This window comes from Pseudoduganella sp. GCM10020061 (genome assembly GCF_042683405.1).
GTDB lineage: Bacteria > Pseudomonadota > Gammaproteobacteria > Burkholderiales > Burkholderiaceae_D > Telluria.
In genome coordinates this window covers 121,626-139,150 of sequence record NZ_JBHUJS010000006.1, presented here as the reverse complement: position 1 = coordinate 139,150, position 17,525 = coordinate 121,626, and the positions used below count along the sequence as shown (strand labels likewise).

14 protein-coding genes are annotated in these 17,525 nt (G+C 68.3%); 7 read left to right on the top strand and 7 right to left on the bottom strand.

All coding sequences use genetic code 11. From position 1 onward, the window contains the following. Positions 1–12 precede the first annotated feature (12 nt). Genes ACFSQR_RS12345 through ACFSQR_RS12335 form a run of 3 tightly spaced genes read left to right on the top strand, consistent with a single transcriptional unit; the run spans position 13 to position 4,303 of the window. Positions 13–741: an ABC transporter ATP-binding protein gene (locus ACFSQR_RS12345; protein WP_377730118.1), complete on the top strand. Its 729-nt coding sequence runs from the start codon at positions 13–15 to the stop codon at positions 739–741. Then, positions 738–3,101 (top strand): FtsX-like permease family protein, encoded by a 2,364-nt coding sequence (locus ACFSQR_RS12340; protein ID WP_377730116.1) that lies wholly within the window; start codon positions 738–740, stop codon positions 3,099–3,101. The genes ACFSQR_RS12345 and ACFSQR_RS12340 overlap by 4 nt, the downstream gene beginning before the upstream one ends. Positions 3,102–3,103: 2 nt before the next feature. Beyond that, on the top strand, positions 3,104–4,303 hold the full coding sequence (locus tag ACFSQR_RS12335) for an efflux RND transporter periplasmic adaptor subunit (protein WP_377730115.1): 1,200 nt from the start codon (positions 3,104–3,106) through the stop codon (positions 4,301–4,303). Between the two features lie 31 nt (positions 4,304–4,334). Here the strand turns inward: ACFSQR_RS12335 and dcd are convergent, their stop codons facing one another. The 7 genes from dcd to ACFSQR_RS12300 all read right to left on the bottom strand — a co-directional run bounded on the left by dcd (position 4,335) and on the right by ACFSQR_RS12300 (position 12,432). Next, positions 4,335–4,901 (bottom strand): dCTP deaminase, encoded by a 567-nt coding sequence (gene dcd / locus ACFSQR_RS12330; protein WP_377730113.1) that lies wholly within the window; start codon positions 4,899–4,901, stop codon positions 4,335–4,337. Positions 4,902–4,938: 37 nt separating this feature from the next. Then, on the bottom strand, positions 4,939–5,733 hold the full coding sequence (locus ACFSQR_RS12325) for an alpha/beta fold hydrolase (RefSeq protein ID WP_377730112.1): 795 nt from the start codon (positions 5,731–5,733) through the stop codon (positions 4,939–4,941). Continuing rightward, on the bottom strand, positions 5,730–8,147 hold the full coding sequence (locus ACFSQR_RS12320; protein WP_377730111.1) for a DNA internalization-related competence protein ComEC/Rec2: 2,418 nt from the start codon (positions 8,145–8,147) through the stop codon (positions 5,730–5,732). The genes ACFSQR_RS12325 and ACFSQR_RS12320 overlap by 4 nt, the downstream gene beginning before the upstream one ends. Before the next feature lie 285 nt (positions 8,148–8,432). Beyond that, positions 8,433–9,236, bottom strand: coding sequence for a TatD family hydrolase (locus ACFSQR_RS12315; RefSeq protein ID WP_377730110.1), 804 nt, complete (start codon positions 9,234–9,236; stop codon positions 8,433–8,435). Positions 9,237–9,238: 2 nt separating this feature from the next. Then, a complete protein-coding gene (gene lolD / locus ACFSQR_RS12310) occupies positions 9,239–9,928 on the bottom strand; it encodes a lipoprotein-releasing ABC transporter ATP-binding protein LolD (protein ID WP_377730109.1) in 690 nt (229 codons plus the stop codon). Then, the gene (locus ACFSQR_RS12305) at positions 9,921–11,174 is read right to left on the bottom strand and encodes a lipoprotein-releasing ABC transporter permease subunit (protein WP_377730108.1); all 1,254 of its coding nucleotides are present in this window, start codon (positions 11,172–11,174) and stop codon (positions 9,921–9,923) included. The genes lolD and ACFSQR_RS12305 overlap by 8 nt, the downstream gene beginning before the upstream one ends. Then, entirely contained in the window at positions 11,167–12,432 is a 1,266-nt protein-coding gene (locus tag ACFSQR_RS12300) for a lipoprotein-releasing ABC transporter permease subunit (protein WP_377730107.1), read from the bottom strand. The genes ACFSQR_RS12305 and ACFSQR_RS12300 overlap by 8 nt, the downstream gene beginning before the upstream one ends. A 162-nt stretch (positions 12,433–12,594) precedes the next feature. On the opposite strand from ACFSQR_RS12300, the gene ACFSQR_RS12295 reads away from it, so the two are divergent. From ACFSQR_RS12295 to recJ, 4 genes are all read left to right on the top strand, one after another. Then, positions 12,595–13,767 carry a hypothetical protein gene (locus ACFSQR_RS12295; RefSeq protein ID WP_377730106.1) on the top strand — a complete coding sequence of 391 codons (1,173 nt, stop codon included), beginning with the start codon at positions 12,595–12,597 and terminating at the stop codon, positions 13,765–13,767. Between the two features lie 10 nt (positions 13,768–13,777). Continuing rightward, entirely contained in the window at positions 13,778–14,545 is a 768-nt protein-coding gene (locus tag ACFSQR_RS12290) for a ferritin-like domain-containing protein (protein ID WP_377730105.1), read from the top strand. Positions 14,546–14,761: 216 nt separating this feature from the next. Further along, a complete protein-coding gene (locus tag ACFSQR_RS12285) occupies positions 14,762–15,775 on the top strand; it encodes a hypothetical protein (RefSeq protein ID WP_377730104.1) in 1,014 nt (337 codons plus the stop codon). Beyond that, complete coding sequence (gene recJ, locus ACFSQR_RS12280; RefSeq protein WP_377730103.1) at positions 15,772–17,466, top strand: single-stranded-DNA-specific exonuclease RecJ; 1,695 nt, start codon at positions 15,772–15,774, stop codon at positions 17,464–17,466. Before ACFSQR_RS12285 ends, recJ begins: the two co-directional genes overlap by 4 nt. The last annotated feature ends 59 nt before the right edge of the window (positions 17,467–17,525 follow it).

The window sequence follows — 17,525 nt, the reverse complement described above, 5'->3', positions numbered from 1 at the left end:
GTTGCCGCGACCATGAACGCGCAAACTCAACCGGAACGACGGCTGCTGTATTCAGCCCGCGGGCTGTCCAAGACCTACAGCATGGGCGAGGTGCCCGTGCTGGCGCTGCGCGGTGTCGACCTTGACCTGTTCGAGGGCGAGTTCGTCGTCCTGCTGGGCCCCTCGGGCAGCGGCAAGTCCACCCTCCTGAACATCCTGGGCGGGCTGGACACGCCGTCGGCCGGCACGCTGGACTTCGACGGGCAGCCGCTGCCGTTCGCGGACGACGCCGCCATGACCCTGTACCGGCGGCGCATGGTGGGGTTCGTGTTCCAGTTCTACAACCTGATTCCCAGCCTGACGGCACGCGAAAACGTGGCGCTGGTAACCGATATCGCCGAGCGCCCGATGGCGCCCGATGCCGCGCTCGCGCTGGTCGGCCTGGCGGCCCGGCTGGACCACTTTCCCGCCCAGCTGTCCGGCGGCGAGCAGCAGCGCGTCTCGATCGCGCGCGCGATCGCCAAGCGCCCGCGCGTACTGCTGTGCGACGAGCCGACCGGCGCGCTGGATGCCGAAACGGGAACGGTGGTGCTGGACGTGATCGCCCAGGTCAGCGCCGAACTGGGAACCACCACGGCAGTCATCACGCACAACGTGGTGATTGCCGCGATGGCCGACCGCGTCATCCACTTCCGCGACGGCATGGTCGCCAGCATCGAGCCCAACCTGCACAGGGTGTCGGCCAGGGAGCTGCGCTGGTGAAGGCGCTCGACCGCAAACTGTTGCGCGACCTGTGGCACATGCGCACGCAGGCGCTGGCGATCGCGCTGGTGCTGGCCTGCGGCGTGGGAACCTTCATCATGTTCCTGTCCACGCTCCAGGCCCTGCGCGTCACCCAGCAGGCCTATTACCAGGAGAACCGCTTTGCCGACCTGTTCGCCACGCTCAAGCGGGCACCGGAATCGCTGGCCGTGCGCATCCGGGACATCGACGGCGTGGCCAGCGTCCAGACCCGGGTGGCGGCGCAGGTGCGGCTGACGGTGCCCGGCTTCGGCGAACCGGTCATGGGGCTCATGGTTTCCGCGCCCGAACCCGGCGCGGCCGGCCTGAACGCGCTCTACCTGGCAGCCGGACGCCTGCCCGATGCGAACCGGCCGGACGAGGTCGTGGTCAGCAAGCCATTCGCGCAGGCCCACCAGCTGGGCATGGGCAGCCAGCTGACGGCGCTGCTGAACGGGCGCCAGCAGCGCCTGCGCATCGTCGGCACCGCGCTGTCGCCCGAATTCATCGAACAGATGCGGCCGGGCGCCGCCACGCCGGACTACCTGCGCTTCGGCGTCATGTGGATGGGCCGGCGCGCGCTGGGCGAGGCCTACGACATGCACGGCGCCTTCAACGACGTGGCGATCGGGCTGGCGCCGCAAGCCGACAGCGCCGCCGTGATCACGCGGCTCGACCGCCTGCTGGCCCCGTATGGCGGGCTGGGCGCCTACACCCGCAGCGACCAGCACTCGCACCGCTTCCTGACCCAGGAACTGGACCAGCTGGGCACACTGGCCACGCTGTTCCCCGCGATCTTCCTTGGCGTCGCGGCGTTCCTTCTGCACGTGGTGATCGGGCGGCTGGTGGCGACCCAGCGCGGACAGGTCGCCAGCCTCAAGGCGTTCGGCTACCACGACCGGGCGATCGCCTGGCACTACTTCAAGCTGGTCGGCATCATCGCGGCCGCCGGGATTGCCATCGGCATTGCGCTGGGCACCTGGCTGGGGGCGGGCCTGGCCGGCGTGTACCAGGACTTCTACCACTTCCCCTACCTGCACTTCACGCTCCCGCCCGGCCTTGCGCTGGCCGCCGCCGCCATCAGCATGGCGTCCGCCGCTGCCGGCGCGGCGCTGGCAGTACGGCGCAGCGCCTCGCTGCCGCCGGCGCAGGCCATGCGACCGGAAGCGCCGGCCCGCTACAGCGTCTCCTGGATCGAGCGGCTGGGCGCGCGCCGGCTGCTGTCCCAGCCGGCCCGCATGATCCTGCGCCACATCCAGCGCGGACGCTGGCACTCGCTGCTGACCGTGCTGGGCATTTCGCTGGCCGGCGGCATCATCCTCACCAGCCTGTACCAGCGCGATACCGTCACCTACATGCTCGATGTGCACTTCCGGCGCGCGCAGCGCGACGACCTGGCCCTGCTGTTCAACGAGCCGTCGGCCAGCCGCGCCCGGCATGAGCTGGCCGCCCTGCCGGGCGTGCGCGCGGTGGAGGTGTACCGGGTGGTGCCGGTGCGGCTGCGGTTCGGCGCGTCCAGCTACCGTACCGCCTTGCGCGGCACGGAAAACGGCACCGATCTGCAACGCCTGCTCGACAGCGAACTGCGCGCGGTGCGGCTGCCGCAACGCGGCCTGCTGCTGACCGACTACCTGGCCACCATGCTCGGCGTGCGGCCCGGCGAGCGTCTCGTGGTCGAGCTGCTGGAAGGCCGCCGGGCCGTGCGCGAAGTGGTGGTGGCCGGCGTGGTCAAGGAGTACTTCGGCGTTGCCGCCTACATGGAGCTGCAGGCGCTCAACGCGCTGATGCTGGAAGGGCCGCTCATCTCGGGCGCCTATCTCGCGGTGGACCGTACCGCCCTGCCCGGCCTGTACACGCGCCTCGCGCGCATGCCGCGCGTGGCCAGCATCGCCCAGCGCGAGCAGGAGATCCGCAACTTCAACCGGATGATGGAGCAGACCATGCTGTATTTCAGCTCGATCGCCACCGCGTTCGCCGTCACCATCGCCTTCGGCGTGATTTACAACAGCGCCCGCATCGCGCTGGCGGAGCGCAGCCACGAGCTGGCCAGCCTGCGCGTGCTCGGATTCACGCGCGCGGAAATCGCCTACATCCTGCTGGGCGAACTGGGCCTGCTGACCCTGGCGGCGCTGCCGGTGGGCCTGCTGCTGGGACGGGCGATGTGCTACTACATCGCGCACACCATGCAGAACGACTTGTACCGGGTGCCGGTCGTACTGGAAGCGCGCACCTACGCATTTTCGATCGCCGTGGTGCTGGTCTCGGCAATCCTGTCCGGACTCGCACTGCGGCGCAGGATGGACCGCCTCGACCTGCTCGCGGTCCTCAAGAAGGCGGAGTAGACATGGACCTGCAATGGCGGCGGCGGTTGGTGGTGGGCGGCGTGGCGCTGGCGCTGGCGCTCGTGTTGTTGTACGGCTTCTATCCGCGTCCCCTGATGGTGGAAACCGCCGCGGTGGTGCGCGCGCCGCTGCAGGTGACGGTGGAACAGGAAGGACGCACCCGGGTCGTGGACCGGTATGCGATCGCCGCGCCCGTCGCCGGCTATGCGCGGCGCATCCCCTTCGACGCCGGCAGCATGGTGCAGGCCGGCACGACGCTGGTAGAACTCGAGCCCGTGCGGGCGCCGGCGCTCGACGCGCGCAGCCGGGCCGAGGCGCTGGCCCGGGTGGCCGGCGCATCCACCCAGGCCGCCGCGACTGCGCAGGTGCTGGCGGCGGCGCGCACCGAGGCCGCGCTGGCGAAGCAGGAACTCGAACGCGTGCGCGGCTTGCGCAGCGCCGGCTACGCCAGCGCCGCCGCGCTCGACCGCGCTGCCGCCGATGCCGCGCGCAGCGCCGCCCAGATGCGCAGCGCCGAATTCAACGCGGCCACCGCACAGCACGCGCTGGCGGCCGCGCGCACCGCCCTGATGTACGCGGCGGCGCCTTCCAGCAGCGGGCTGCTGGCGGTGCGCTCTCCGGTGACCGGTCGCATACTCAGGATTCCCAGCAAGAGTGAAGGTCCGGTCGGCGCCGGCCAGGTCCTGCTCGAAATCGGCGATCCGTCCTCGCTCGAAGTGGAAGTGGACCTGCTCTCTGCCGACGCGGTGCGGGTGCGGCCCGGCACGCGCGTGGTGCTGGAACGCTGGGGCGGCGCACAGCCGCTGCAGGGGGAAGTCAAGCGTGTCGAGCCGGCCGCCTTCACCAAGCTGTCCGCGCTGGGCGTGGAGGAGCAGCGCGTGTGGACCATCGTGGCGATCCGTTCGCCGCGCGCGGTATGGGAGCGGCTGGGCGACGGCTACCGGGTCGAGGCCAGTTTCATCGTGTGGGATGCGCCTAACGTGCTGCAGGTGCCGGCCAGCGCCCTGTTCCGCCATAGCGGGCAATGGGCCGCCTACGTGGTCGAGTCGGGGCGCGCGGTCAGGCGCCAGGTACGCCCGGGGGTCACCAATGGCCTGCAGACGCAGGTCCTGTCAGGCCTGGCACAGGGCGACCTCGTCGTTGCACACCCGGACGACCGGATTCGCGAAGGCCTCCGGGTGGACGGCGAAACGCCGCCCTAGGCGACAGGTGCGGCACGCGCCGCGCCGCGCTTCAGGCCTTCGGCAGCGTGACGCCGTGCTGGCCCTGGTATTTCCCGCCGCGGTCCTTGTACGAAACCTCGCACACTTCGTCGGACTCGAAGAACAGCACCTGCGCGCAGCCTTCGCCCGCGTAGATCTTGGCCGGCAGCGGCGTGGTGTTGGAGAACTCCAGCGTGACGTAGCCTTCCCACTCCGGCTCGAACGGCGTCACATTGACGATGATGCCGCAGCGCGCGTAGGTCGATTTGCCCAGGCAGACCGTCAGCACGTTGCGCGGGATGCGGAAGTATTCGATGGTGCGCGCCAGCGCGAACGAGTTGGGCGGGATGATGCACACGTCGCTCTTCACGTCGACGAAGGAATTCGAATCGAAATTCTTCGGATCGACGATGGTGCTGTTGATGTTGGTGAAGACCTTGAACTCATCGGCGCAGCGGATATCGTAGCCGTAGGACGAGGTGCCATACGAAATGACGCGGCGGCCGTCCACGCTGCGCACCTGCCCCGGTTCGAACGGCTCGATCATGCCGTGTTCCTGCGCCATGCGGCGGATCCATTTGTCGCTCTTGATGGTCATCGATAAGGCCTGCGTCTGGTTAAAGTTGCCGAAGATTCTACGCGAAAAGCAGGCGCGAAACCATATCCGCGGTGGCCTGGGCTGCCATGGCCGGATTCTCCATCGGGAACAGGTGCCCGCCCTCGACGATCATGAAATTCCCGCCCACCAGGGCCCTGGTGGCATCCAGCCCGGCCTGGCGCGATTCGACCGACTCCGTTCCGCCGATGAAACCGATAGGCACCGGATACGGTTCGCGCAGCAGCCTGCCGAGGTGGTGCGGCAGGGAGCGGTACACGGCCGTCTCGACTTCGCGCGTGAAACGCAGCTGCACGCCTTCGGGATGCGGCACCAGGCCGTGCTCCAGGTAGTCGTCCAGCACGCCGGGCGCCCAGGCTGCAAACATGTCCTTGCGCGAGAAGTGCTCGAAGGCGGCGGCGCGGTCGGGCCACACATTGCGGCGCCGGACCGAGTACCTGGCCGGCGTGTAGCGGTCGGCCCAGGCGCTGTTCTTCAGCAGGCGCCAGGCCAGCGCGCGCCAGCCGGCCACCAGTGGCGAATCGAGCATCACCACGCAGCGCACCAGCTCCGGCCGCTTCTTGGCCGCCATCATCGACAGCATGCCGCCCAGCGAATGCCCGACCAGCACCACCGGCTCGGGATAGCCTTCCAGCTCATGGATCAGCTCCGCCGACAGCGTGCGCCAGCCGTCTTCGACCGGAAAGCGCGGGTCGTGCCCGTGCATGTCCAGCGCGCCGACCTCGAAGCGCTCGCGCAGGTGGTCGAAATACTGCTTGTAGGTGCCGGCGGGGTAGCTGTTGGCATGGGCGAAGTGCAGCGGAAGCTTGGTCATCTTGGCGTCGGTACCCGCGAGTCATTAACGTGCTCGATTGTAACGCCTGCATCGCCTCCAAGTGTGGAGGAAGCCCTCGGATACCAGTAGCGCGCATGGGTGGTCCGGTATTCGCTGGCCTGCACGCCGCCGCCAAGGCGCAGCGTCAGGGCGCCGGATGCATCGGTGCGCAGCCGTGCGATCCCCATCTGCCGGTAGCGCTCGTAGACCTCGGCCTTCGGATGGCGGTAGCGGTTGCGATGCCCCACCTGGAAGAGCGCCAGCCTCGGCCCGACCGCGCGCAGGAACGGGATGGTGGAAGATGTGCCGCTCCCGTGGTGCGGCGCCAGCAGCACTTCGGCGTCGATCCGGGCGCCCGATGCCACCAGCGCCGCTTCCTGCGCCGCCTCGATGTCGCCGGCCAGCAGCAGGTCGTCTTCGCCGCTCGAGATGCGCAGCACGCAGCTGAGGGCATTCGGCTTGACCTCGTTGCGCCCGTAATCGGAACCGGACGGATGCAGCACCGTGAACACCACGCCGTCCCAGGTCCAGCGCTGTCCGGCCGCGCAGCGCACGTGCTTCCGCGCCGCGCGGACGGCCGGATGGCCGGGCGGGAGCGAGGACAGCAGCCAGCCGGTGTCCACCCCGTCCAGGACGGACAGTGCGCCGCCCACATGGTCGGTATCGCTGTGCGAGACCACGACGCCATCGAGCCGGGCGATGCCGCGCCCTTTCAGGTAAGGCAGCAGCACGCGCTGGCCGGCATCGGAGCCGGGACCGTAAGCAGGCCCGGTGTCGTAGAGCAGCCGGTGATGGCGCGTTTCGACCAGCAGCGCCATCCCCTGCCCCACGTCGAACGCCGTCACTTCCACCTGCCCCGGGGCCGGCCGGATGGGCGCGGCTGCCAGCAGCGGCAGGCAGGCAGCCGCGCCAAGCCAGCGCAGCGGCCAGCCACGCGGCGCCAGCAGCCATGCCGTCCCGATCACGGCGCAGGCGAACACAAACGGGCCGGGCGCCGGGGCACTCCACACGGCGAAGGGCTGGCGCGACAGCACGGTGAGCAACTGCGCCAGCATCTCGATGCAGCCGTGCGACGCGCCCAGCAGCCAGCCGGACAGCACGGGCGGCGCGATGCTGCCGGCCAGTGCCAGCGGAGTGGCGGCCAGGCTGATGAGCGGGATCGCGACCGCGTTGGCGATGGGACCGACCAGCGACACCTGAGAAAACAGCAGCATGGTAAGCGGCACCAGCCCGAGCGTGACGGCGTACTGGGTGCGTGCCGCCAGCCGCAGCGCGCTCCACGCTCCGGGCGTGGCCCGGGCGCCGTCCCGTCCCGAGGTGGCGTGCAGGATCGCGGCGACGGCGCCGAACGACAGCCAGAAGCCCGCCGCCAGCACCGCCCAGGGGTCGAGCAGCAGCACCACGCCCAGGGCGGCCGCCAGCACCTGCGACATCGACGCCATGCGGCCCGCCCATACCGCTGCCGCCACCACCGCCATCATGTAGAGCGTCCGCTGGGCGGGAATGCCGAATCCCGCGAGCAGCACATAGGCCAGCGCGGTCAGCACGCCCGCCAGCGCGGCCACCTTCTGCGCAGGCAGCACCAGCGGCAGGCGCGCGCCAGTGAAGAACGAGCGCCGCCACAGCCAGGAGGCGGCAAACGCCGCCAGCCCGGCGACCATGGTGATGTGCAGGCCCGAGATGGACACCAGGTGGCCGATCCCGGTGCGGTTGAACACCGTCCAGTCGGCCTGTTCGATCGCGCGCTGGTCGCCTACCACCAGCGCCACGACGACACCCGCGTAGGCCTTGCCGGGCAGTGCTGCGCGGATGCGTTCGCGCAGCAGCCAGCGCGCGCGGCCGACCGCGTTCGCCAGGCTGGGCACGAAGCCGTCCAGGCGCCGGTTGTCGCGCGACACCCGGACGTAGCCCGTGGCGCCGACGCCCTGCTCGAGCAGCCAGGCTTCGTAATCGAAGCCGTGCGGGTTGGCGTTGCCGTGCGGCCGTTGCAGCCGCACGCGCAGCTGCCAGCGCTGGCCTGGGACCAGGGCCGTGCCGGGCCCGCCATCCCGATCGCCATACCAGGCCAGCGACACGCGCGCGGGGAGCTTGCCGCTGTCGTCCTCGACCCGCAGGAAGAAGCGCACGCCGCCATCGAACTCGTACGGCAGGCTGTCCACCACGCCGGCGACGGTCATGTCGCGCCCTTCATCGGCCGGATCGAGTTGACCGGACATCGCCGCATGCGCCAGCAGCGCCGCCCAGCAAAAACCGAACGCGGCACCCGCGCCGATGCCGCGCCATCGTTCCCGCACGAACAACGCGCACAGCAGGCCCGCGCCAGCGCAGGCGGCGAGCAAGGCCGGCGCCGGCAGGCTGGCGCACGACTGCAGGGCCGCGATACCGCAGGCGAAGGCCAGGATGGCGCTGCGCATAGGCACTCCGTGAAGGTTTGAGCTAAGACGTTGCCTGAAGGCTAGATGTGCGGTTTGCGGCGACGCAAGGCGGCGCAGAAAGAAGAAGCCCTGGCGCGCGGGGCACCAGGGCAGGCGCGCGGCAGCGCGCCGGGAGAACCGGTCAGATGAACGTTGCGCTCCAGCAGAACTAGACTAATGCAACGTTCGTGAGGGAATTATATTCACCACGTTCAATTTCATACCCACAACATTTCCTATCGCGCTCATTGGCACGATAGAAATATTCTTAGAATCAAGAGCTGCTTAGAGGAAGGGTGTTGCGGCGAGGCGAGGCAACGCGGCGTGGGCGTTCGCGCTCGTGGCAAGTGCGATGTCGCCGCTGCTGGTTCCCCGCAGTTCGGCCAGGACGGCGCCGACCGCAGGCAGCTGCTCCGGGCTGTTGCGCGCCGGGTGGACCCAGGCGGGAGCGATATCGGGCGCATCGGTTTCCAGCACGATGGCGTCGAGCGGCAGATCGGCCGCCAGGCGGCGGATCTGCAGCGCGCGGGTAAAAGTCATCGCGCCGCCGAAGCCGAGCCTGAAACCGAGGTCGAGATAGGTGTGTGCCTGCTGGAAGCTGCCGTTGAAGGCATGCGCGATGCCGCCGGGCGGGCGCACCTGCCGCAGGTGCTTGAGCACCATGTCCTGCGATCGCCGCACATGCATCAGCACCGGCAGGCCAAACTCGCGCGCGATGCGCAGCTGCTCGCGAAAGAAGCGCTCCTGCTTCTCGCGCATCGCAGGCTCGCACAGCATGGGGATGAAGAAATCCAGTCCGATCTCGCCGACACCGACGAAGCGCGGATCGCCCAGCGCAGCTTCGACCGCGAGCCGCAGCGCCGCCAGGTCCTCGTCGGCGGCCTGCGGAACGTAGATCGGATGGATGCCCAGCGTGTAGCAGGCGTTCGGGACCGCATGCGCCAGCGCACGCACGGCATCGAAATTGGCCCGTTCGACTGCCGGAATGACGATCATCGACACCCCGGCCGCCTGCGCGCGCTGCGCCACCGCCACCGATTCGCCGCCGAATTCGTGCGCGTCGAGGTGGCAGTGGGTGTCGATCCACATGGCTAGGCCGGCTGCAGGCCGTTGTCGCCCATGCGCAGGGTACGGTCGCAGCGCCGCGCCAGGTCCTGGTCGTGCGTGACGATCACGAACGCGGTGCCGAGCGTCTGCGACAGCTCCAGCATCAGTTCGAACACCGAGGTGGCGGTGGCGTGGTCGAGGTTCCCGGTCGGCTCGTCGGCCAGCACGCAGGCAGGTTGCGTAACCAGCGCGCGCGCCAGCGCCACGCGCTGCCGTTCGCCGCCGGACAGCTCGCCCGGCACATGGCTGGTGCGCTTGCCCAGCCCGACCCGCTCCAGCATGGCCTGGGCCCGCTCCAGCGCCAGCTTGCGCGGCTCGCGGCGGATCAGCAGCGGCATCGCCACGTTCTCCAGCGCGGAAAACTCGGGCAGCAGGTGGTGGAACTGGTACACGAACCCGAGCAGCTTGTTGCGCGCGTCGCCGCGGCGCGTCTCCGACATCTGCGCCAGGTCCTCGCCCATCAGCGTGACGCTGCCGGTGGTGGGCACGTCGAGGCCGCCCAGCAGGTGCAGCAGCGTGGACTTGCCGGAGCCGGATGCGCCCAGGATGGCCACGCGCTCGCCGCGGTAGACCGCAAAGTCGATGTTGCGCAGCACCTCGACCGCGTACTGGCCCTGGGTGAAGGTCTTGCCAAGGCCGCGGCAGGCCAGCACGGGCGCGTTCGTCTCATTCATAGCGCAGCGCCTCCGCCGGTTTCACGCGCGAGGCCGACCAGCTCGGGTAGAGCGTCGCGGCGAACGCCAGCGCGACGGTCATCGCGCCGATCGTCCACACGTCCGCCCAGCGCAGGTCGGACGGGATGGTGGTGTTGAGGTAGATATCCTTGGCCAAGAATTGGACTCCCAGGAGGTTTTCGATAAAGGGAACGATCACGTCGATGTTGAGTGCGACCGCGACGCCGCCCGCGATGCCGATCGCGGTGCCGGACAGCCCGACCAGCGCGCCCTGGACCATGAATATCTTCATGATCGACCGCGGCGAAGCTCCCAGCGTGCGCAGGATCGCAATGTCGGCCTGCTTGTCGGTGACGGTCATGACCAGCGACGAGACCAGGTTAAACGCGGCGACGGTGACGATCAGCGCCAGCACCACGAACATCATCTTTTTTTCGATCTGGACGGCGGCGAACCAGTTGGCGTTCAGCTTGGGCCAGTCGCGCACTTCCACGTCGCCCGGGAACAGCTTGCGCAACTGCTCCGCCACTTCCGGCGCACGGCGCATGTCTTCCAGCCGCAGGCGCAGCCCGGACGGTCCGGCCAGGCGCTCCATGCGGCGCGCGTCATCCAGGTGCACGAAGGCGAAGGCGGCGTCGAACTCCGGATGGCCCGATTCCAGGATACCGACCACGCGGAAGCTGCGCATGCGCGGCAACACCCCGGCCGGCGTGACCTGCCCCTGCGGCAGCGCCAGCGTGACGCGCGTGCCGATGTCGGCGTCCAGCGCCTGTGCCAGCGCGTATCCCAGCACGATATTGAATTCGCCCGGGCGCAGGTCGGCCATGCTGCCACGCCGCACCTGGCGCGCCACGTCGGACACCTTGCCCTCCTCGGCCGGCAGGATGCCGCGCACCACCGCCGGGCGCATCGACTTGTCGCGCACCAGCATCGCCTGGCTTTGCACATACGGCGCCGCGCCGACGACTTCGGGATGGCGCAGCGCGGTCGCCGAAGCGTCCTGCCAGTTCTCGAGCGCGCCGGCCTGGTTGATCACCTCCACGTGCGCCAGCACCGACAGCATGCGGTCGGTGACATCCTTGCGGAAGCCGTTCATGATCGACAGGACCACGATCACCGCGCCCACGCCAAGCGCGATGCCGGACAGCGAGATCAGCGAAATGAAGGAGATGAAGCTGTTGCGGCCCGCGCGCTTGCCCGAGCGGGTGTAGCGCATCCCCACGACCCATTCGAACGGCTTATTCATAGCGCAGCCCTTCCGCCGGGTTCACGCGCGCGGCCGACCAGCTCGGGTACAGCGTGGACACGAACGCCAGCGCGACCGAGACGGCAGTAATCGAGGCCACATCGTCCCAGTGCAGGTCGGACGGCACGGTGCTGATGAAATAGATCTCCGGATTGAGGATCTGCGCGCCCAGCATGCTTTCGATGGCGGGCACCACCACGTCCAGGTTCAGCGCCAGCAGCACGCCCATCGCCACGCCCGCCAATGCGCCCATGGCGCCGGTCAGCGTACCCTGCACGATGAATATCTTCATGACCGAGCGCGGCGAAGCGCCCAGGGTGCGCATGATGGCGATGTCGGCGCGCTTGTCCGTCACCGTCATCACCAGCGTGGACACCAGGTTGAACGCGGCCACGGCGATGATCAGGCCGAGGATGATGAACATCATGCGCTTTTGCGACGCGACTGCGGCGAACCAGGTCGCGTTGAGCGCGGTCCATGGGCGCAGCCAGATATCGCCGGACATCGTCTGCGCCAGCTCGCGCGCCACCGGCAGCGCATTCATCGGATCGGCCAGCTTGAGCCGCAGTCCGGATGGGGCGGGCAGCCCGGCCAGCATCTGGGCGTCCTCGATATTCACGAAGGCGAGCGCCGAGTCGTACTCGAAGTGGCCGGCCTGGAAGATCGCGGCCACCTGGAACGGGCGCACGCGCGGCATCGCGCCTTCCTGCAAGGCCTCGCCCTGCGCGACGGCAATGCCGACGGTGTCGCCCAGGTCGACGCCGAGCGAGCGCGCCAGCTCCCGGCCCAGCGCCACCTTCATCGAGCCGGGCTGCAGCGCATCGAGCCGGCCAGCCTTGACCTGCGCCGCCACTGCCGACACCTGCACCTCCTCGGCGGGGGCAATCCCGCGGATGGCGGCCGGGCGCATCGTATCGTCGCGCAGCAACATGCCTTGCGCTTCGACGAATGGCGCCACCGCCCTCACCTGCGGATTGGCCAGCGCCTCGCGTGCGGCGCCACGCCAGCCCGGCATCGCGCCGCTGCTGTCGAATACTTCGACGTGCGCCAGGATGCCCAGCATGCGTCCGGCCACTTCCTTCTGGAATCCGTTCATCACGGACAGCACAACGATCAGTGCTGCCACGCCCAGGCCGATCCCGGCGACAGAAATGAAGGAGATGAATGAAATGAAGCGCTGTCGCCTGCCCCGCTTGCCGGCGCGCGTGTAGCGCAGCCCGACCAGCCATTCATAAGGCAGCTTGTTGGCAATTCCCATAGATATCGACAGCGTTGTAAGAGACGCGCAGTGTGCCATACAACATCGTTTTCTGTCAGGTTTTGCAACAGTGCACGACACACAATACCCGGCGGGCAAACTAGCGCCACCGGCTTTTTGCGGGCCGTACCATTTTTCCTCGCCTGGAAAAGGAGACACAAAATGGCACTGTCATTACTCAACACACGAGGATGCGAGATCGACCAGCAGCGCTTTACCTGGCGGGAACTGGTGCAAAAGCCCATCAGCAAGCTCGATGACGATGCATTCACCCGCGTTCGCATCATCCTCATGAACGGCGTCGAGAACGAGGCCCTGCGCTTCGGCCACATGGCGGCGCGCTTCAATGCGGAGCTGCGCCTGCCGCTGGCCCGGGTGCGGCGTGCCGAGCAACACCAGGCCACCATGATCAACTGGCTGCTCGGCGCCGACCATTCCCCGCTGGAAACCACGATCGGCTACGAGCAGGTGGCGATCGAGCTGACCGCCTCGGTCGCACAGCATGAGCCCGATCCCTACCTGGCCCAGGTGTACCGGTTCGGCCTGCTGGAGGATTTCGACCACATGTACCGCTACGCCGCGCTGCTCGACCGGCTGGAGGGCAAGGACGCCAACAACATCCTGCAGAGCTACACCGACATCCTGCCCGGCCGGCCTACCGCGGTCGAGCACCGGGCGCCCGAGGACGACCTGCGCCGCCACTACGACGCCGGCCGTGCCCAGTTCCTGACCAAGCTGCACGCGATCACGCTGGTGGCCGCCGAATACCAGACGCACGACTACTATATGAATATCGGGCCGCTGTTCTCCGACCCCATGGCGCGCCAGCTGTATGCCGAGATCGCATCGATCGAAGAGCAGCACGTGACCCAGTATTCCTCGCTGCTCGACCCGTCCGAATCGTGGCTGGAGCAATGGGTGCTGCACGAAGCAAACGAGGTCTACAACTACCATAACTGCCTGGAGCAGGAAACCAACACCCAGGTCAAGGCGATCTGGGAACGCTTCCTCGACTACGAGCTGGGCCACTTCAACCTGGCCTGCGAAATGCTGGAGAAATACGAGAAGCGCGATCCGGCCGAAATCGTGACGTCCGACCTGCCGCAGCCGATCGAATTCAAGAGCCACCGCGAATTCGTGCGCCAGACCCTGCTGGCCGAGGCCAACCTGCGCGCCAACGGCACCGAAATCGTCAACCAGGCCAACGAGGGCATGAGCTCGGTCGCCTACCGCAATCACATGAACTCCGAAGGATCGCCATCCGAACAGGTGGCAGCCGGCTACATCTGGCGTCCGGGGACTGAACTGAACCGCAAGATCGCGGTCACGCACTAAGGAGGCGGCAATGGAAAAGGAACGCATGGGCATGAACCGGACCGGCATCCAGATGTCGCCGGCCGACGCCCGGAAAATGCAGGACATGGTGCCGGACGTGGCCGAAATCCCGGGCGACGCCGCTCTGGCGGCCGCGCGCGGTCCCTACATCGCGGAAGCGGATGCACTGGGTTCCGTGCCGCTGCCTGGCACGCTGCGCGGGGCGGTCTCCACCGGCGCAACCCTGCTCAAGGGTGAGCGCCCGCAGCTGCTGGTCGACAAGCTGGGCGAACGGCTCGCCTTCGAACGCACCGGCACGCGCCTGTACGACGCGTTGATCAACAAGTGCGAAGTTCTGCTCGACGACACGATCAGCATGACCCTGGAAGACGTGCGCCGCATCCGGGGCGACGAGGCGCGCCACATGGCGCTGGTGGCCGACGCGATGGAGACGCTGGGCGCCGACCCGACCGCCGTCACGCCGAGCGCCGACCTGGCGGGCATGGAGGCAATGGGCCTGGTGCAGGTATTGAACGATCCGCGCACCACGCTGGCGCAGTGCCTGCACGCGATCCTGACGGCGGAGCTGTCCGACCGTGCGGGCTGGGAGACCCTGATCGCCCTGGCGGACGCGCAGGACCTTGACGACCTGGTCGTCCAGTTCAGCGACGCCCTCGACAGCGAGCGCGAGCACCTGGCGATGGTGGAGACCTGGTACGCCGAGTCGATCGGCCTGACCTACGGCGATGTCACGCTGGACGCCGGCGCCGGGTCGGAAGACCAGCTTCCCAACTCCTAGCGATGGCGGTTTTTTGGCGGAATCGCCCCTTTTATGGCCGATTCCGCCAACTTGCCGAAATAACCTGGTTCTGACGGTTTTTGGCGGAATCGCCCCATTTATGGCGGATTCCGCCAACTTGCCGAAATAATAATGTTCGTTTTTCGGGGCGTCCGGGGCTGCCCTTGAGGCTTCCCAGCAATATCTTTCCATTGCGCACGCGGCTACAATGGCGCGATGAGTCACACAACGCTTGTCCTGCCCTTCTCCCTGCCTCCCAAAGAAATCGCGCCCGACCTGGCCCGCCACCTCAAGGCGCCCGCGTTGGCCGGGCTGCTTTCCAGGACGGCAAGCGAGCAAGCCACGCCCGGACCGGGCACCGTCCGCCAGCTGCCGCATGAATTATGGTTGTCCCGAGTGCTCGGCTCCGGCGGGGAGGCGCCATCGTTCGCCCACGCCGCCATGCACGGCTATGGACTGGACCCCGCCGACGGCCTCTGGTTCATCGTGCACCCGGCCCACATCGAGATCGCCCGCAGCCACCTGCTGCTGAACGATGTGCGCAAGCTGGCGTTGTCCGAAGAGCACTCGCGCGCCCTGTTCGAGACGGCCCGGCCGTACTTCGAAGAATCGGGACTCACGCTCGCTTACGGCGACGCGGCCACCTGGTTCCTGCGCGCGGACGACTGGCGCGGCCTCGATACCGCCTCGCCGGATGCCGCCGCTGGCCTGGACATCTCGTTCTTCATGCCCGCCGGGGAAGCGGCGAAACGCTTTCGCAAGCTGCAGAACGAAATCCAGATGCTGTGGCACGACCATCCGGCCAACGCCGCGCGCGAAGCGGCAGGCCAAACTCCCGTCAATGCGTTCTGGCCCTGGGGCGGCGGCGGTGACGCCGTTGGCGTCGTGCCCGTGCATGCCTGCGCTGCGCAGCCATGGCTCGATGCCCTGTCGGCCGGCACCGGCGGCGGCAAGGTGGACTCCGCCGGCGACTGTCCCGCCGATGCCATCGTCTATTGCGACCACCTGAGCGCCGCCGCCATCGCGGGCGACTGGTCGGCCTGGATCATCGCCATGGAAGAACTGGAACGCGACTGGTTCGCCCCGACGCTGGCCGCATTGCGCTCCGGCGGACTGTCACGCATCACGCTGGTCCTTTCGGGCCGCGACCAGCTCCTGGAAACCATCACCACCCGCTTCGCGCAGCGCAAATTCTGGCGCCGCGCCACCCTCGACAGATTGTTGAAATGACCCGCATCACGACCCGACCCAGCCCATTCCGCACCACCGAGCTCCTGCGCCAGGGCGGCGTGCACCCGGTGCTTGCGCGCCTGTACGCCGCGCGCGGCCTGGCCGACCCGCGCGAGCTGTCGAGCGAGCTGGCGTCGCTGATCGCGCCCGCCGGGCTGCTCCACATCGACAAGGCCGCCGAATTCCTGGCCGACGCGATCGCAGCCAACAAGCGCATGGTGATCGTGGCCGACTACGACTGCGACGGGGCCACCGCCTGCGCCACCGCGCTGCGCGGCCTGGCGGCCATGGGCGCCATCGTGGACTACATCGTCCCGAACCGCTTCGAGTACGGCTATGGCCTGACGCCGGAGATCGTGGCGCTGACCGCGCGTGAGAAGCAGCCGGATATCATCATCACCGTCGACAACGGCATCGCCAGCATCGAGGGCGTGGAAGAAGCCAGGCGCCGCGGCATCGAAGTGGTCATCACGGACCACCACCTGCCGGGCGACGCGCTGCCGGACGCGCGCGTCATCGTCAATCCGAACCAGCCGGCCTGCGGCTTCCCCAGCAAGCACCTAGCCGGCGTGGGCGTCGTGTTCTACGTGTTGCTGGCGCTGCGCGCGGAGCTGCGCCGCCGCGGCGTGTTCGACGCCCAGACCCAGCCCAAGCTCGATTCACTGCTCGACCTGGTGGCGCTCGGAACTGTCGCGGACGTGGTCAAGCTGGACTCGAACAACCGCATCCTGGTCGCGCAGGGCATCAAGCGCATGCGCGCGGGCCGCATGCACGCGGGCGTGGCCGCGCTGTTCCGCGTCGCCGGCCGGCAGGCGCGCACCGCCTCGCCGTTCGACCTGGGCTTCGCGCTCGGTCCGCGCCTGAACGCGGCGGGCCGCCTGGAGGACATGAGCCTCGGGATCGAATGCCTGGTCACCGACGACGAGGGCCGCGCCTGGGCCATCGCGCAGCAGCTCAACGAGATCAACCTGAAGCGCCGCGAGATCGAAGCGGAGATGCAGGACGCCGCGCTGGTTCACCTGGACCGCTTCGAGCCGGCCAACCGCAGCACCATCACCGTGTTCGACAACACCTGGCACCAGGGCGTGATTGGCATCGTTGCCTCGCGCCTGAAGGAGAAATTCTTCCGTCCGACCATTACGTTCGCGCCCGGCGGCGACGGCATGATCAAGGGGTCGGGCCGCTCGATCCCGGGCTTCCACCTGCGCGATGCGCTGGACCTGGTGTCCAAGCGAGCGCCTAGCCTGATCGAGCGCTTCGGCGGCCACGCGATGGCGGCGGGCCTGACGCTGCGCGCAGAAGCGTTCGACGCGTTCTCGGCAGCCTTCGAGGAAGTGGGCCGCTCGTGGCTGAGCGAACTGCAGCTCGAACGCGTGATCGAGACCGACGGGCCGCTGGAGGATGGCTACTACACCACCGAGTTCATCGAACTGATGGATGGGCAGGTATGGGGACAGGGATTCGCGCCGCCGGTGTTCTGCGACGAGTTCCGGGTGGTGAGCCAGCGCATCCTCAAGGAGCGCCACCTCAAGCTGCTGCTGGAGCGAAACGGCGCGCGCTACGACGCCATCTGGTTCGGCAATACCGCGGCAGTCGGCGAGCGGGCGCGGGTCGCGTTCAGGCTCGATGCCAACGAATACAACGGCGTCACCAAGGTCCAGCTGCTCGTCGAGCACGCCGAACCGGCCTGATTCCGGGGACTGTCCCTCCGGGACTGTCCCCCGACTTTCGTACCGTAGTCGCTCAACAA